Genomic DNA, 16,268 nt, shown 5'->3' with positions numbered 1-16,268 from the left:
TTGCAGTATTTTAATAAGCTTTTTGTATATCAATTAGTTCTGAGACTCTATGTTGTAGTGTATCTAAAAAATGAGATGGCCAACTAGGTGGAAACCAAAGTGCATAAACAACCAAAGCTACGCAGACGGTACGTTCAATGTGGTGGCCTCTCTGGCCGTTAAGAACGGGCAAACGAAAACGCCAGCGGCATGGCCATAGTAGAGGGACACCGGCAGGTGTCAGTATATCCGCCGCTATATGACTGGTATAACCTAGAGTTAAGCTTTGCAGAACGTCGGTAGGCAGTAGCAACCATCCTTTGTTATTCACATTGATCTGAAACAAGCATAAAACAAAAGCCACCGCGAGCAAACTATGCGTAAACCCTCGGTGACCGAAAGTGTGAGCCACAGAATACGAGAGCCATTTCACCCTCCGACCGAGCAATGATTTAGGATGGTCAATATCGGGCAACAAGCAAGTAAGCAACGTAGCCGGTATAAGATGCCACCAATCGGCTTGCCCTAAGACCAGAGTTAATTCTGCCCTTTTGGCAAAAATTGCGCTGGCAATCGCAAAGATAATATGCCCTTCACCCGTCATAAGTAAACTTAGCCGTAAGATGTAGATCTATTTAGTATAGAAATTTCTCTAGTAAATAAGAAGTTGTGATGCTGTCATGAACTGTGATTTATTAGATCAATAAGAGGCTGTGGTTTTATAATTGATATCTAGTGTCTTTCTACTGAGAGCAGTGGCTTAGAGTATCATGATAAGCGACAAGTAAACACTTTTAATATTGATAGTGATGGTGTCTTGTCTTACTGCTCATGTTGTCTAAAATTAAGCTCCTTATCGCAAAGAATAGTTCAGAAGTGATAAAATAAACATTTACTTTACCTACATTGGTACCCATCTGTCCTACAGTTAATTCTGGCGGCAATAGAAACTATATCAATTTATTATATAATAATTTACTCGACACAATTAGAGATTGCAGAGTATAATGCTTGTTTATAGAGGATGTGGTGCGGCTGTTCCTATCTTGCTCACTGCATTTACCTACGCTTGCGAAAAATTGCACACAGTTAGAACTCTGTTCGGGGTAGGATTTACTATTGGCGCAACAATAATTATTAGAGTTATGCTAACTTTCACCCAGTAACGAACTTTAATTAGCGCTAATAAAACACTTAGCTATCAGTGATCAACTCATCTATACAGTAAAATTTATTTAGGACTGATCGGTGCGCAGCAAATTTAGGAAAATACTATCATAAACTCCCACATTGCACTGCAACTTGGCATCAACGATTACTTTGCTTTCAAATTGATATAAAGTAACTAATTTATAATCCAAGTAATGACGCTATTAAAGAACTAATACAAAAACTAGTATTGTGCTAATTTACATGTAGTACAAACCTAGCCTAGGCTGCAGTTGAGAATGTTCCTTTAGGTACGGATTTTTCCAAAGGTTCAAAGATTATATTATTAACCTGTGCACCACATTTCTGGGGGTTGTTTTAACATTACATTGGGCCATTAGCAATTACTCTTACTTAATAAGGGTGTATGTAAGCTTACATGTAGTTTATCACTGCAATTAAGGATATGAAATGCCTGTAATTACTCTTCCTGACGGAAGCCAGTACTCCTATGATCGCCCCGTAAGTGTGATGGAGATCGTACGGGATATTGTTCCAGGTCTGGAACAATCCTGTATTGCCGGACGTGTTAACAACCAATTATTTGATACAGTTGATCTCATTACCGATGATTCATCTTTTGTTATTATTACTGCAAAAGATAAGGAGGGTCTAGATATTATTCGACACTCCTGTGCACATCTATTAGGACACGCTATTAAACAGTTATGGCCCAACACTAAAATGGCCATAGGTCCTGTTATCGACAACGGCTTCTATTATGACGTTGATCTCGATCATACTATGACACAGAAAGATATTGTTGCACTGGAAACAAGAATGCATCATTTAGCCAAAACTAACTACGACGTGGTGAAAAAGGTTGTTAGTTGGCAGCAGGCGCGCAAGTTATTCTCCGAGCGTGGAGAAAATTACAAAGTAACTATTCTAGATGAGAATATTAGCCACGACGATTTTCCTAGCCTTTATTATCATAAAGAGTACATCGACATGTGCCGCGGTCCGCATGTACCCAATATTCGCTTTTGCCGTCACTTTAAGCTGCAAAAAATTTCTGGTGCCTATTGGCGGGGTGATAGCCATAACAAAATGCTACAGCGTATTTACGGTACTGCTTGGGCTGATAAAAAACAGCTTGATGCCTATTTACAACATCTAGAAGAGGTGGTTAAGCGTGATCACCGTAAAATCGGTAAACAGCTTGACCTCTACCATATGCAGGAAGAGGCGCCTGGTATGGTATTCTGGCACAATGATGGATGGGTCATTTTCCGTGAACTGGAAGTATTTGTGCGTAGTAAATTGAAAGAATACCAGTATCAAGAAGTAAAAGGACCATTTATGATGGACCGCGTGTTATGGGAAAAAACTGGGCATTGGGAAAACTATAAAGAGGCCATGTTCACTACCTCTTCAGAAAATCGTGAATACTGTATCAAGCCTATGAACTGTCCTGGTCACTTACATATTTTCAATCAGGGTCTAAAGTCTTACCGTGATCTACCGATCCGTATGGCAGAGTTCGGTAGCTGCCATCGTAACGAGCCTTCAGGCTCTCTTCACGGGCTGATGCGTGTACGCGGTTTTACCCAAGATGATGCACATATTTTCTGTACCCAGGACCAAGTACGTGACGAAGTGAACAATTGTATCCGTATGGTCTATGATGTTTATAGCACATTCGGATTTGAGAGAATAACTGTAAAGCTTTCTACACGTCCAGAGAAGCGTATTGGCACAGATAAAATGTGGGATCGCGCTGAGGAAGATTTAGGTGCTACGCTAAATAAAAATGCAATTCCGTTTGAATTACAGCTGAGCGAAGGCGCGTTTTACGGCCCGAAAATTGAATTTACTTTGTATGATTCTCTTGAGCGCGCATGGCAGTGTGGAACAGTGCAGCTAGATTTTTCTCTTCCGGGACGTTTAGAAGCAATTTATATGGACGCAAATAACGAGCGTCAAACGCCAGTGATGATTCATCGCGCGATTCTCGGTTCTATGGAGCGCTTTATTGGCATTTTAATCGAAGAATTCGCAGGTTTCTTTCCTACGTGGCTGGCACCGATTCAGGCAGTGGTGATGAATATCAACTATGAACAAACAGCATATGTCGACATATTGATCAGTAAATTGCAGAATGCTGGATTTCGTGTAAAAGCAGACTTGAGAAATGAGAAGATAGGATTTAAAATCCGCGAGCATACATTACGTCGTATTCCTTACATGCTAATCTGCGGTGATAAAGAGGTGAAAGAAAGAAAGGTTACTGTGCGCACCCGCCGTGGCAAAGATCTTGGGACGATGGATGTAAATGTGTTTTGTGAGAAGCTGCGACAAGAAATTTGCAGCCGCGATCTTAATCAACTGGAGGGATAAAACTATCAAAGTCGGAAAACGAGTACAACCGACGCGTCCGAATCGTATCAACGGTGAAATCCGTGCCTCTGAGGTACGCTTAACTGGTGTGGATGGCGAACAGGTGGGTATTGTCAGCCTGCGCAGGGCTCTAGAAAAAGCTGAAGAAGTGGGTGTTGATTTAGTAGAGATTAGTCCAAACGCGGATCCACCGGTCTGCCGTATTATGGATTACGGCAAGTTCCTCTATGAAAAAAGTAAATCTTTTAAAGAACAGAAAAAAAAGCAGAAAGTTGTCCATATTAAGGAGATTAAATTCCGTCCTGGGACCGATGAAGGCGATTATCAGGTAAAACTTCGCAGCTTGATTCGTTTTCTGGAAGAAGGCGATAAAGCTAAAATCACCTTACGTTTCCGTGGTCGTGAGATGGCGCACCAGCAAATTGGTATGGAGGTGCTTAAGCGTGTGAAAGAAGACCTAGATGAACTGGCGGTAGTTGAATCCTTCCCCTCAAAGATAGAGGGACGCCAAATGATTATGGTACTCGCCCCCAAAAAGAGATAGTAAGAGTTTTAAGTAGAAATGACTACGCTAGGCGATCTTTTATTAGCTTGCCGATTCTTTTTATTAACAATGCGCAGTGGATTTTTTAAAATGCCAAAGATTAAAACTGTACGTAGCGTGGCTAAGCGCTTTAAAAAGACCGCTTCTGGCGGATTCAAGCATAAGCACGCAAACCTGCGTCATATTCTTACTAAAAAATCAACAAAGCGTAAGCGTCACCTGCGTACCAAAGGATTGGTATCTAAAGGCGATATACATTTGGTTGTTGACTGTCTGCCTTATGCATAAGTCAACTTTTTTATAAATTTGCTCAGAATCGGAACGCGTTGCGTAACAGCCACTGGGGTTGGTAGGCAATAGGAGATAAGGGCCATTATAGAATATTGATACAGGAGCTCACATGGCTCGCGTAAAACGTAGTGTAGGTGCTCGTGCACGTCACAAGAAAATCTTAGAACAAGCTAAAGGCTACTATGGTGCACGTTCACGTGTATACCGCGTTGCCTTCCAAGCTGTTATCAAATCTGGGCAGTATGCTTACCGTGATCGTCGTCAGTGTAAACGTCAGTTCCGTCAACTGTGGATTGCGCGTATCAATGCTGCAGCGCGTCAGAACAATGTCTCTTACAGCTGTTTCATCAATGGTCTGAAAAAAGCAGACATTGATGTTGACCGCAAGATCCTTGCTGATATCGCTATATTCGACAAGGTGGCGTTTAGTATTTTAGTTAAAAAAGCAAAATCTGCTTTAGCATAATAGAGATAAAGAAGGGAGCACGCTCCCTTCTTTATCTCTTGTAACTTAAGAGAAATATTGACATGTTCTCCGCTTGGATTTTCAATAGCGTCTTCTTAACTACAGCAAGGTAGCACAAAAATGAATGCTGTTATTTTTCATTTCTTTTTTCACTTGACTACTTAAAGTTCAATGGCTTTTTAGGCTTTTGCGCATAAGAAGAAAGAAACAAAAAATCGCGTTGAAAGCCTCCCCTATGGAGGTTTTGTGTTTCTGGCAAAGAATATCGTATGTAACACATCCGTAACATATCAACGAGTACTGACCGCTTGACTGGAAGAAGAGGAAACCATGTTCCAACTCACAGAACTGGTAACGCGCGCAAAGGTCGCTATTGACGAGGCTGCAGATATCGCCACCCTTGACGCGGTACGCATTGAATATGCTGGTAAAAAAGGACATCTCACTCAGCTGATAGCCAAGTTGCGTACACTACCAGTAGAACAACGGCCAGTAGTAGGCGCAATAATCAACAAAGCGAAGACGGAGGTACAAGAACGTATTCATGTACGTAAAGAGGCGCTAAAGCTTGCTGAGCTGAACTCGCGTTTAGCCACGGAGATCATTGATGTTTCCCTACCGGGAAAGCGCACTGAAAATGGTGGGTTGCATCCGGTCACACGTACTATCGATCGTATTGAAACCTTTTTTAGCACCCTTGGTTTTTCGGTGGTAACTGGCCCAGAAATTGAAGATGACTACCATAACTTCGATGCACTCAATATTCCGATTCATCATCCGGCGCGTACCGATCACGATACTTTCTGGTTTAACGCAACGAGCTTGCTGCGCACTCAGACCTCAGGCGTACAGATCCGTACCATGAAAAACCAGCAGCCACCAATTCGTATCATTGCACCAGGGCGTGTTTATCGTAACGATTGCGATCGGACACATACCCCAATGTTCCACCAGATGGAAGGGCTGATCGTCGATAAAAATATCAGCTTCACCAACCTGAAAGGGACTATGTACGATTTTCTACGAAAATTCTTTGAAGAAGATTTGCAAATTCGCTTCCGTCCTTCCTACTTCCCGTTTACAGAACCTTCAGCAGAAGTAGACGTGATGGATCAAAATGGTAAATGGCTGGAGATTTTAGGTTGTGGTATGGTGCATCCAAATGTGCTGCGTAATGTTAGCATCGATCCCGAACTTTACTCTGGTTTTGCCTTTGGTATGGGTATGGAGCGGTTTGCCATGTTGCGATACGGGGTGAATGACTTACGCTCTTTCTTCGAAAATGATTTACGGTTTCTTAAACAATTTAAATAAGGTCAGGTTATCCAATGAAATTCAGTGAACTCTGGTTACGTGAATGGGTAAACCCAACCTTAGAAAGTGCTGCACTTTATGAACAAATTACCATGGCTGGTTTAGAAGTGAATAGTGTAGAGCCTGTTGCCGGTAAGTTTTACGGTGTAGTTGTAGGTGAAATAGTGAAATGTAGCAAGCACCCAAACGCTGCTAAACTATACGTTACAAAAGTAAACATCGGCAGTGAACACCTACTCAATATCATCTGTAGTGCCCCAAATTGTTGTCAGGGCCTGAAAGTGGCTGTTGCCACCATTGGCAGCGTACTGCCGGGTGATGTCAAAGTTAAAGAGCTGAAGCTATACGGTGAATCCTCAGAAGGTATGCTTTGCTCCTTCTCAGAGCTAGGCATTCCCGACGATGGTTACAACGGTATTATCGAACTGCCTTCTGATACGCCAATTGGTATAGATATTCGCGACTACTTAAATCTAAATGATAACACTATTGAGATCAGTGTTACACCTAACCGTGCCGACTGCCTAAGCATTATAGGTATTGCGCGCGATATTGCTGTGCTCAATAGACTTTCGTTGACTGTGCCTTTTATGGAACCAGTAGTTGCCACCATTAGAGACACTGTATCAATTATTGTTGACGCTACTGATAGTTGCCCACGCTATTTGGGTAGAGTAGTGAGAGGTATCAACGTTAAAGCTATCACCCCTCTATGGATGCGAGAAAAGCTGCGTCGTAGTGGCATCCGTTCTATCGCACCTGTGGTAGATATCACTAATTACGTACTAGTTGAGCTTGGCCAGCCTATGTATGTTTTTGACCTTGATAGTATCAAGGGCGGTATTGTGGTGCGCATGGCGAAATTAGGTGAACAACTTATGTTATTTAACGGAAATAATGTGATACTCAACAACGACGTACTGGTGATCGCTGATCACCAAAAAGCACTTAATATAGGCGGTATATTCAGTAATCAGCAGTCGAGTATAAATGAAGAGACGCAGAACATCTTATTTGAATGCGCTTACTACGATCCATTGGCTATTACCGGTCGTGCACGTCGTTACGGTCTAAACACCGATGTAGCACAACGCTATGAGCGTGGTGTTGATCCAGAACTACAGTATAAAGCAATTGAACGTGCTACACAGCTATTGCTGGAGATTTGCGGCGGTCATGCTGGACCGGTGATTGATCAAACACATGAGGCATCCTTACCGCCACGTGCGGTTATTATGTTACGCCGTAGGAACCTGGATCGCTTGATTGGGCACATTATTGCCGACGATCAGGTGACTAACATCCTAACGCGGCTCGGTTGCGAGGTTACGTTAAATCAGGAAGGATGGAAAGTAGTGGCCCCAAGTTGGCGTTTCGATATGGAAATTGAAGAAGATTTAATCGAAGAAGTTGTACGTGTATACGGTTATAACAATCTTCCGGAAGTTCCAGTACACGTAGACTTAATGATGACCCAGCATCGTGAGACTGATCTATCACTCAAGCGTGTGAAAAACTTACTAGTGGACAAAGGTTATCAAGAAGCTATTACTTATAACTTTGTCGATCCGAAGATTCAACAGTTATTACATCCGGGAGAAAAAGCGCTGATTCTGCTAAGACCAATCTCTAGCGATATGTCGGTGATGCGTCTATCCCTTTGGCCTGGCTTGCTTAGCAGCGTAGTCTATAACCAAAATCGTCAGCAAAGCCATGTACGCCTTTTTGAAAGTGGTCTACGATTTGTGCCTGATAGTAAAGCTGATTTAGGTGTCTGTCAGGATCTTATGTTGGCAGGAGTTCTAAGCGGTAACCGCCATAAAGAACACTGGGACCTGGTGAATCAGAAAGTTGATTTCTATGATTTAAAAGGTGATTTAGAATCGCTACTCGATTTAACGGGTAAATTAGATGCAATCAGTTTCCGTGCCGAAGCTAACCCAGCCCTACATCCGGGGCAGAGTGCGGCTGTTTATTTGCATGAAGAACGAATCGGATTTATAGGAATGGTTCATCCGGATCTGGAATGCAAATTAAATTTGCACAGTCGCACCTTACTCTTTGAATTAGTTTGGAATAAAATAGCAGACTGTGTCCTGCCCAATGCGCGTGAGATTTCACGCTTTCCGATGAACCGTCGTGATATTGCCGTTGTAGTGGCGCGAAATATTCCCGCAGCATCCATTATCACTGAGTGTAAAAAAGCTATTTTTAATCAATTAGTTGAAGTAAAATTATTTGATGTGTACTATGGTAAAGGTGTTGAAGAGGGTTTCAAGAGCCTCGCTATTAGCCTAATGTTGCAAGATACCAGGCGGACACTCGAAGAAGAAGAGATTTCCGCAACCGTTGGTAAATGTGTTGCGGCATTAAAAGAGCGATTCCAGGCAACTTTGAGGGATTAAACCTATGGCACTTACAAAAGCTGAAATGTCAGAGTACCTGGTTGAGAAGCTAGGGCTGAGCAAACGCGACGCAAAAGCATTAGTGGAGCTTTTTTTTGAAGAAGTTCGCCGAGCTCTAGAAAATGGTGAACAAGTTAAATTGTCTGGGTTTGGTAATTTTGACCTACGTGATAAAAATCAGCGTCCAGGAAGAAATCCGAAGACGGGGGAAGATATTCCAATTACCGCGCGTCGTGTTGTGACATTCCGCCCAGGTCAGAAGCTAAAAAACCGTGTTGAAAATGCTCCTCCTAAAGATGAAAACTGATCCATTGTAGCCTTTTTAGAAGGGCCGTACCGGGCGGCCTCTTCCTATATAGTTGTTTATTGTCTTTATTTGGTTTTCCCTTTTTTATATCTCTGTGAGATATATATACCTCCTTTACTTACTAACTTGTAAGTCGCTGGTCGCCACGTTATCTTGAATATTGGTAACCAGCATAATATATAACATTGTTAATATTGGCGCGTACCAAAAATGTTTTAGATGCCTACGTTTATATAAATTTAATACACTTGCCTGCTGCCATAGCTTTCCAAAAATGAATTCCAATAATCGTTGTGGGAAACTAGAAAATTAGAGGTGGAGAAATGGAGTAATATTCGCCAAAATAGATTTATTTCTCAAGAAATAAAAAAGATACAACCCTTAGACAGATCCTAATAAAAGGATGAAATATCGTTTAGCTATCCGCGTAAACTTCATTAAGAATAATATTGTGATATCATCATAGTATTTTCAATGCTATTCTCATAGTATCTAGCTAGTTTTAAGCAAACATGTATGATTATATTTAATTAGTTGATTAGATTCGAATAATAATTTCATTTCCATTTGGTTTAGTAAATATTTTAATTGTATTCAGGGGTCTGAGACAGGAGCTTGCACCTCATGCACCCAGATAGAAATCAGACGGTAAGACACCACTAACACCACAGGACCAATAAACAATCCTATCAAACCAAAAGCTAACAGACCTCCGATGACGCCAGAAAAAATTAAAATCATTGGCAGGTCTGTGCCCGTTCGAATTAACATTGGCCTTAGTACATTGTCAAGAGTACCTACCACGCAGCTCCAAATTAGTAGCACAGTACCCCAAGTCGTATCACCGCTCCAATAAAGCCAAATAATAGCTGGTATCAGTACTATAAGTGGTCCAATCTGTACTAAGCAGCAGAAAATCATCAGCACGCTTAACAGAGTTGCGTAAGGGATGCCGGAGAGTGCCAAACCGATGCCACCCAGTACTCCTTGTACTAGTGCCGTTACCACCACACCAAGTGCCACGGCGCGAATCGTCTGTCCTGCTAATAGCACTGTAGCGTCACCTCGCCTGCCTGCCATCCGAAAAGCAAAGTGGCGAATTCCACGAGCTGCTTGTTCGCCGCGCCAAAATAGCACAGCGCTAAACAGAAGCATTATACCAAGATGGATCATAAGTCGTCCAAAATGACCTGCTTGAGCGACAAAAAAGCTAGTGGTACGTCCAACATAGGGCTGAAGCTTCGCTATGATAGCTGAACCACCGCCCGTCACCAGTTTTTGGTAGCTTGAAAGCAGCTTATTACCTATCATGGGAACATCATTAAGCCACAGTAGTGCTGGCATCTCCATATGCTCCTGTGTCATCCAAGCGATTACGGGGGCACTGTTGTCAATCAAACTGTTAACTAGCAATGCAATGGGAATAATAAACAGCAGAAGCAAGAGTAATGTCATAACCAAGACAGCCAACGAACGCCGATTCCAGAATAGCCGCTGCCCATGCAGCAGTAGTGGCCAGGTGGCGATGACTACTATGCTAGCCCAAGCAAAACCTAGGATAAAAGGCTGCACTATCCAGACGCAAGCAAATATCATTAATGTTATAAACATCAACATAAAGAGTGTTTGTGGTAAATCCGTGATGTAATGCAAGTTTTTCATAAAGAATAAACGACCTCACATAATCCTTCATTATGGGCATATAGGCCACATTAATTATTAAATATTTTCTGGCTTTAAATAGAGTAGAAGGGAAAGAAGAAGAACGATTTTCCTTTTCTGGAAAAAACAGCGAAATGTGTTAAAGTGAATTGCTTGGATAAAACAGACAGTGCAAAAGTTTACAACCTTTTGGTTTCTCAATAATGATCCCACAGATTTCTCATGTACCGAATATCGTTCAACTAGTGGCAACATTCCTCGAAGCTCTGAAAGCACAGGGATTCACCGGTGATACTGCCACTAGCTATGCTGACCGCTTGATTATGTCCACCGATAATAGCATCTATCAACTGTTGCCAGCTGCTGTTCTTTTTCCTCGTTCAACCGAGGATGTAGTACTTATTGCGCGCGTAGCATGCGAAGAAAGTTTCAATCATCTGATCTTTACGCCACGCGGTGGTGGTACTGGAACTAACGGACAGCCCCTGAATCAGGGCATCATAGTAGATATGTCTCGCTATATGAACCGTATATTGGAATTCAACCCTGAAGAAAGATGGGTGCGTGTCGAGGCAGGCGTGATTAAAGATCAGCTAAACGTTTGGCTCAAGCCTTACGGATTTTTCTTCTCCCCAGAACTTTCTACTAGCAACCGTGCTACTCTGGGCGGCATGATTAATACTGATGCATCAGGACAAGGCTCGCTGGTTCACGGTAAAACCTCTGACCATGTGCTGGGACTACGTGCGGTAGTGCTCGGTGGAGAAGTTCTCAATACTCAGCCAATGGCTACCGTTATGGCAGAAAAGCTGGCACGGGAAGACACTCTAGAAGGGCGCCTCTACCAAAAAATATTGACTCGATGCCGTGAGCAACGTGCGTTGATTCTAGAAAAATTCCCGAAGCTTAATCGTTTCCTTACCGGCTATGATCTACTTCATGTCTTTAGCGAAGACATGCAAACCTTTGATCTCACTCGTATTCTCTGTGGTGCAGAGGGTACCCTTGCTTTTATTACCGAGGCGCTACTTGATATTACTCCTCTTCCGAAAGTCCGCCGCCTAGTTAACATAAAATATGACTCTTTCGACTTGGCGCTGCGTAATGCACCTTTTATAGTGGAAGCTAATGCGCTATCTGTTGAAACGCTAGATTCTACAGTACTGAATCTAGCGCGTAAAGATATCGTCTGGCATTCAGTACGTAACCTGATAACTGATGTACCTGACAAAGTTATTTTAGGTCTGAATATTGTTGAGTTCGCAGGGGATGATGAAGAACTTATAGAGCAGCAAATTTCCTTGCTCTGCGCTAAGTTAGATGCACTAATAGTTCAACGTCAGGAAGGAGTAATTGGCTACCAAATTTGCCAAGATCTTGAGGGCATCGAGCTCATTTATAATATGCGTAAAAAGGCGGTGGGCTTACTAGGGAATGCTGAAGGCCGAGCGAAACCGATTCCTTTTGTAGAAGATACTGTAGTACCTCCAGAAAACCTTGCCGACTATATTGTAGCGTTTCGTAAGTTGTTAGATACTTATCGCCTAAGTTATGGCATTTTCGGCCATATTGATGCCGGAGTACTACATGTGCGACCAGCACTCGATATGTGTGATCCGCAGCATGAGCGGCTTATAAAAATTCTCTCCGACGAGGTAGTCGCACTAACCATACGCTACGGCGGTTTACTTTGGGGCGAACACGGAAAAGGTTTTCGTGCACAGTATAGTCCTGTTTTTTTCGGAGAAACTCTTTTTAATGAATTACGCCATATCAAGGCCGCTTTCGACCCAGAAAACCGAATGAATCCAGGTAAAATTTGTACGCCCGTTGGTAGAAACGAGACGATGATGCAGGTTGATGGAGTAACACGTGGTACTTATGACCGTCGAATTCCGTTTGCTGTGCGCAACGACTGGCGCGGGGCCATAGACTGCAACGGTAATGGCCTCTGCTTTAATTTTGATGCGCACAGCCCCATGTGTCCTTCAATGAAGATCACTTGCAATCGCATACAATCGCCAAAAGGGCGCGCAAGCCTAACACGTGAGTGGCTACGGCTACTGGCGGAGCAGAACGTCAATCTACAACAGCTAGAAAAACAGCTCCAGGAAAGAACACGGTCGTTATGGACTTTTATCGGCCGCGTACGCAACAGTTGGCACGCTAGCAAAGGAGAATATGATTTTTCTCACGAGGTGTATAAGTCAATGGTCAGTTGCCTAGCCTGTAAAGCTTGCTCAACACAGTGCCCAATTAAAATCGATGTACCTAACTTTCGCTCACGTTTTTTACAACTTTACCACACGCGTTACTTACGTCCGGTTAGCGATTATATAGTGGCAAATGTAGAGAGTTACATACCGATAATTGCAAAAGCCCCAAAGATATTTAATTTCTTTCTAAGACGGCCATGGATACGTAAGTTTAGTAAGAATCATATCGGCATGGTAGATTTACCATCTTTCTCTTCGCCTTCACTGCAGCAGGTGTTACGCGGCCATTCGGCAGTGAATATGACTCTGGAAAAGTTGGAAGTACTAAATATTAAACAGCTAGCTAACTATGTGCTAGTCGTGCAGGATCCTTTTACTAGTTTCTATGAGGCGCGCCTTATTGCAGATTTTATTCGCTTAATTGATAAATTAGGCTTGCATCCTGTACTTCTACCCTTCATGCCTAATGGTAAGGCACAGCATGTCAAAGGATTTCTGCAACGCTTCGCAAGTACTGCAGGGAAAACTGCTGATTTTTTAAATCGCGCAGCAAAACTTGGTATACCAATGGTTGGAGTTGATCCGGCAACGGTACTCTGTTATCGCGATGAGTATAAGCAAATGCTGTGCAAGAAGAGACGCGGTGATTTTCATATACAGCTAGTACATGAGTGGCTGTACGATATACTTAGCACATTAGACATCGCTAATAATAAAAGCAATATCGAAAGTTGGTATCTTTTTGCGCATTGCACTGAAGTAACGACATTACCGAATACGCCGAATCAATGGCAGGAGATTTTCTCACGTTTTGGTGCAAAATTAGAAAATATAAACGTCGGTTGTTGCGGCATGGCGGGAACCTACGGTCATGAAAGTAAAAATTTTGAAAATTCTATGGGAATATATGGGCTATCGTGGCACCCACGGTTACAGAATCTACCAAGCCAACGCTGTTTAGCCACTGGTTTTTCCTGCCGCAACCAGGTGAAGAGAGTGGAAGGTAACAGCATTCTCCATCCTCTACAGGTGTTGCTTAAGATGCTATAAAATAGCACGTAATCTGGTAGGAAAATTCATTCAGTGTAACTAACAAAGCTGCTCTACAACATGTCCAATCTCCCTCTAACCATCACCCTCTTAATGATACGTAAAAAACTTCCCTAGTGATTGGATAGCATCAGCAACCCCTATGCTTGTCGCCATTACTATAGCGGATTTCCACTTATGTTGTTAGAACCACAACTGATAATGAACAATGTCACGAAAATGAATTATACGACTAATCATTAGTGTATTTAAGTAGTTGGATGATTACAATCATGCAACATACACATCTTATAATGTACTTACTCTATCAATGATAATGACAAGATTTGATTGTTAAATGCAATAACAATCATTAAGAATTAGCTCTAAATTTCATTATGTAATTTTCATGAGATGTATTAGAGCTTGCCTATGCAATATCGTGGCATACATTCTATAAAGAAATGTTATTAGATACTTAGAAATAACTTTAAAAGTATAATGATGATTGTTCATATAAAATAATAGGTTGAAATCATAATTTATGATTCTAATCATATAAGGATAGATTGAACATGTCCGAACTTACGAGATATAAAAATATGGCCTCTATAGATACAACAACATTTTTACCCAGTGATTTTATTTGGAAAGGGTTAACAGTGACTGAATCTGCTGCAAAACAAATTCTTTATTTGTTGGCGCAAGACCCTAATGTCAATGCTTTACACCTGAGTGTAAGGCAATCAGGTTGTGCCGGTTTTAGTTATGTTATGGATTTGGTGAAAGATCCTGCTGATGACGATTTGCAGTTTATACATAAAGGTGCAAGGCTCTATGTACCACTTAAGGCAATGCCGTTTATTGATGGCACAGAAGTAGATTATGTCTGCGAAGGACTAAACCAAATCTTTAAATTTAATAACCCTAAAGCTCAGCATGCCTGTGGATGCGGTGAAAGCTTTGGCGTTGAGTAAGTTAAATATGTCAAGATACAGAGAATCTAATGATGTAAAAATGTGGGAAGGTAAGCTCAATTACAAAGAGGGCTTCTTTACCCAGTTAGAAACTGATGAAATATCACGAGGTATCAATGAAGATGTAGTACGCGCAATATCGGCCAAACGTAACGAGCCAGAGTGGATGTTGGAGTTTCGTCTGAAAGCATTTCGCGCGTGGCTTAGCATGGAAGAACCTCACTGGTTGCAAGCTCATTACGATAAACTGGATTATCAAGATTACAGCTATTATTCGGCGCCATCTTGCAGTAACTGTGACGATAGTTGTGGTTCAGAGCTTGGTAATGTGGGGTCGTCCATTGTTGAAGAGACCAATAATTACCTCACAGAGGAAGTTGAAAAAGCGTTTGATAAGCTTGGTGTACCGGTACGTGAAGGTCAAGAAGTAGCAGTAGACGCCATTTTTGATTCTGTATCTGTTGCTACAACCTACCAAAGTAAATTGGCGGAGCAGGGTATTATTTTTTGTTCATTCAGTGAATCAATTCAAAAATATCCTAAGGTTGTACAGCAGTACCTAGGCACAGTAGTCCCTGCTAACGATAATTTCTTCGCTGCATTAAACTCTGCAGTCGCCTCTGATGGCACCTTTGTATATATCCCAAAAGGGGTGCATTGTCCGATGGAGCTATCGACCTATTTTCGTATTAATGCGGCTAAAACTGGCCAATTTGAACGCACTATCCTGATTGCGGACGAAGACAGTTATGTCAGTTACATCGAAGGCTGTTCTGCACCAGTACGAGACAGCTATCAGTTACATGCAGCGGTAGTCGAAGTAATTATCCATAAAAACGCAGAAGTAAAATACTCCACCGTACAGAACTGGTTCTCAGGTAGCAAAGGCGGTATTCTAAATTTTGTAACCAAGCGTGCCTGCTGCGAAGGCAAAAACAGCAAAATGTCGTGGACACAATCCGAAATTGGTTCCGCTATTACTTGGAAATACCCAAGCTGTATACTACGTGGTGATCACTCTATCGGTAAGTTCTACTCTGTAGCACTCACTAGTGGGCGTCAGCAAGCAGATACTGGCACTAAAATGATTCATATTGGTAAGAACACAAAATCAACCATCATCTCTAAAGGAATTTCAGCCGGTAAGAGCCAAAATACTTATCGTGGGTTAGTAAAAATCATGCCGACTGCAACTAACGCGCGTAACTTTACACAATGTGATTCGATGCTAATTGGTCCAGATTGCGGGGCACATACTTTCCCGTATGTTGAAATACGCAACAACAGCGCCCAGCTGGAGCACGAGGCCTCTACTTCACGCATTAGTGAAGATCAGCGGTTTTATTGCCTTCAGCGCGGTATTAGTGAAGAAGACGCAATCTTCATGATCGTGAACGGCTTCTGTAAAGAAGTTTTATCTGAGCTTCCACTGGAATTTGCCGTGGAAGCTCAAAAATTGTTAGCTATCAGCCTTGAGCACAGTGTAGGCTGATGCTGTTACATGCATTACTGGAAGTAATGTAAAGGAA

The 16,268-nt window shown here is 42.2% G+C and carries 12 protein-coding genes; 10 read left to right on the top strand and 2 right to left on the bottom strand.

Annotation, left to right across the window (positions count from 1 at the left end; genetic code table 11):
- Positions 1-10: 10 nt before the first annotated feature.
- Positions 11-583: a metal-dependent hydrolase gene (locus FD729_RS00215; protein WP_159931300.1), complete on the bottom strand. Its 573-nt coding sequence runs from the start codon at positions 581-583 to the stop codon at positions 11-13.
- 1,016 nt (positions 584-1,599) lie between these two features.
- Here FD729_RS00215 and thrS point away from each other — a divergent pair.
- The 7 genes from thrS to ihfA all read left to right on the top strand — a co-directional run bounded on the left by thrS (position 1,600) and on the right by ihfA (position 8,855).
- Positions 1,600-3,528 (top strand): threonine--tRNA ligase, encoded by a 1,929-nt coding sequence (gene thrS, locus FD729_RS00210; RefSeq protein ID WP_159931299.1) that lies wholly within the window; start codon positions 1,600-1,602, stop codon positions 3,526-3,528.
- Between the two features lie 4 nt (positions 3,529-3,532).
- Entirely contained in the window at positions 3,533-4,072 is a 540-nt protein-coding gene (gene infC / locus FD729_RS00205) for a translation initiation factor IF-3 (protein ID WP_159931597.1), read from the top strand.
- 90 nt (positions 4,073-4,162) lie between these two features.
- Complete coding sequence (gene rpmI, locus FD729_RS00200) at positions 4,163-4,360, top strand: 50S ribosomal protein L35 (protein ID WP_159931298.1); 198 nt, start codon at positions 4,163-4,165, stop codon at positions 4,358-4,360.
- Positions 4,361-4,472: 112 nt separating this feature from the next.
- A complete protein-coding gene (gene rplT, locus FD729_RS00195; protein WP_159931297.1) occupies positions 4,473-4,829 on the top strand; it encodes a 50S ribosomal protein L20 in 357 nt (118 codons plus the stop codon).
- Positions 4,830-5,159: 330 nt separating this feature from the next.
- Complete coding sequence (gene pheS / locus FD729_RS00190) at positions 5,160-6,143, top strand: phenylalanine--tRNA ligase subunit alpha (RefSeq protein WP_159931296.1); 984 nt, start codon at positions 5,160-5,162, stop codon at positions 6,141-6,143.
- Positions 6,144-6,157: 14 nt separating this feature from the next.
- Positions 6,158-8,548 carry a phenylalanine--tRNA ligase subunit beta gene (gene pheT / locus FD729_RS00185; protein ID WP_159931295.1) on the top strand — a complete coding sequence of 797 codons (2,391 nt, stop codon included), beginning with the start codon at positions 6,158-6,160 and terminating at the stop codon, positions 8,546-8,548.
- 4 nt (positions 8,549-8,552) lie between these two features.
- Complete coding sequence (gene ihfA, locus FD729_RS00180) at positions 8,553-8,855, top strand: integration host factor subunit alpha (RefSeq protein ID WP_159931294.1); 303 nt, start codon at positions 8,553-8,555, stop codon at positions 8,853-8,855.
- Positions 8,856-9,449: 594 nt separating this feature from the next.
- Here ihfA and ydiK read toward each other — a convergent pair.
- On the bottom strand, positions 9,450-10,517 hold the full coding sequence (gene ydiK, locus FD729_RS00175) for an AI-2E family transporter YdiK (RefSeq protein WP_159931293.1): 1,068 nt from the start codon (positions 10,515-10,517) through the stop codon (positions 9,450-9,452).
- 203 nt (positions 10,518-10,720) lie between these two features.
- On the opposite strand from ydiK, the gene FD729_RS00170 reads away from it, so the two are divergent.
- From FD729_RS00170 to sufB, 3 genes are all read left to right on the top strand, one after another.
- Entirely contained in the window at positions 10,721-13,783 is a 3,063-nt protein-coding gene (locus tag FD729_RS00170) for an FAD-binding and (Fe-S)-binding domain-containing protein (protein ID WP_159931292.1), read from the top strand.
- Positions 13,784-14,364: 581 nt separating this feature from the next.
- On the top strand, positions 14,365-14,739 hold the full coding sequence (gene sufA / locus FD729_RS00165) for a Fe-S cluster assembly scaffold SufA (protein WP_159931596.1): 375 nt from the start codon (positions 14,365-14,367) through the stop codon (positions 14,737-14,739).
- A 7-nt stretch (positions 14,740-14,746) separates the two neighbouring features.
- Entirely contained in the window at positions 14,747-16,231 is a 1,485-nt protein-coding gene (sufB, locus tag FD729_RS00160; RefSeq protein ID WP_159931291.1) for a Fe-S cluster assembly protein SufB, read from the top strand.
- The last annotated feature ends 37 nt before the right edge of the window (positions 16,232-16,268 follow it).

Origin of the sequence: Pantoea sp. Nvir, from assembly GCF_009829915.1 — a bacterium.
GTDB lineage: Bacteria > Pseudomonadota > Gammaproteobacteria > Enterobacterales > Enterobacteriaceae > Pantoea.
Note: the sequence above shows the minus strand (reverse complement) of the source record. Positions and strands in the feature narration are given on the sequence as shown.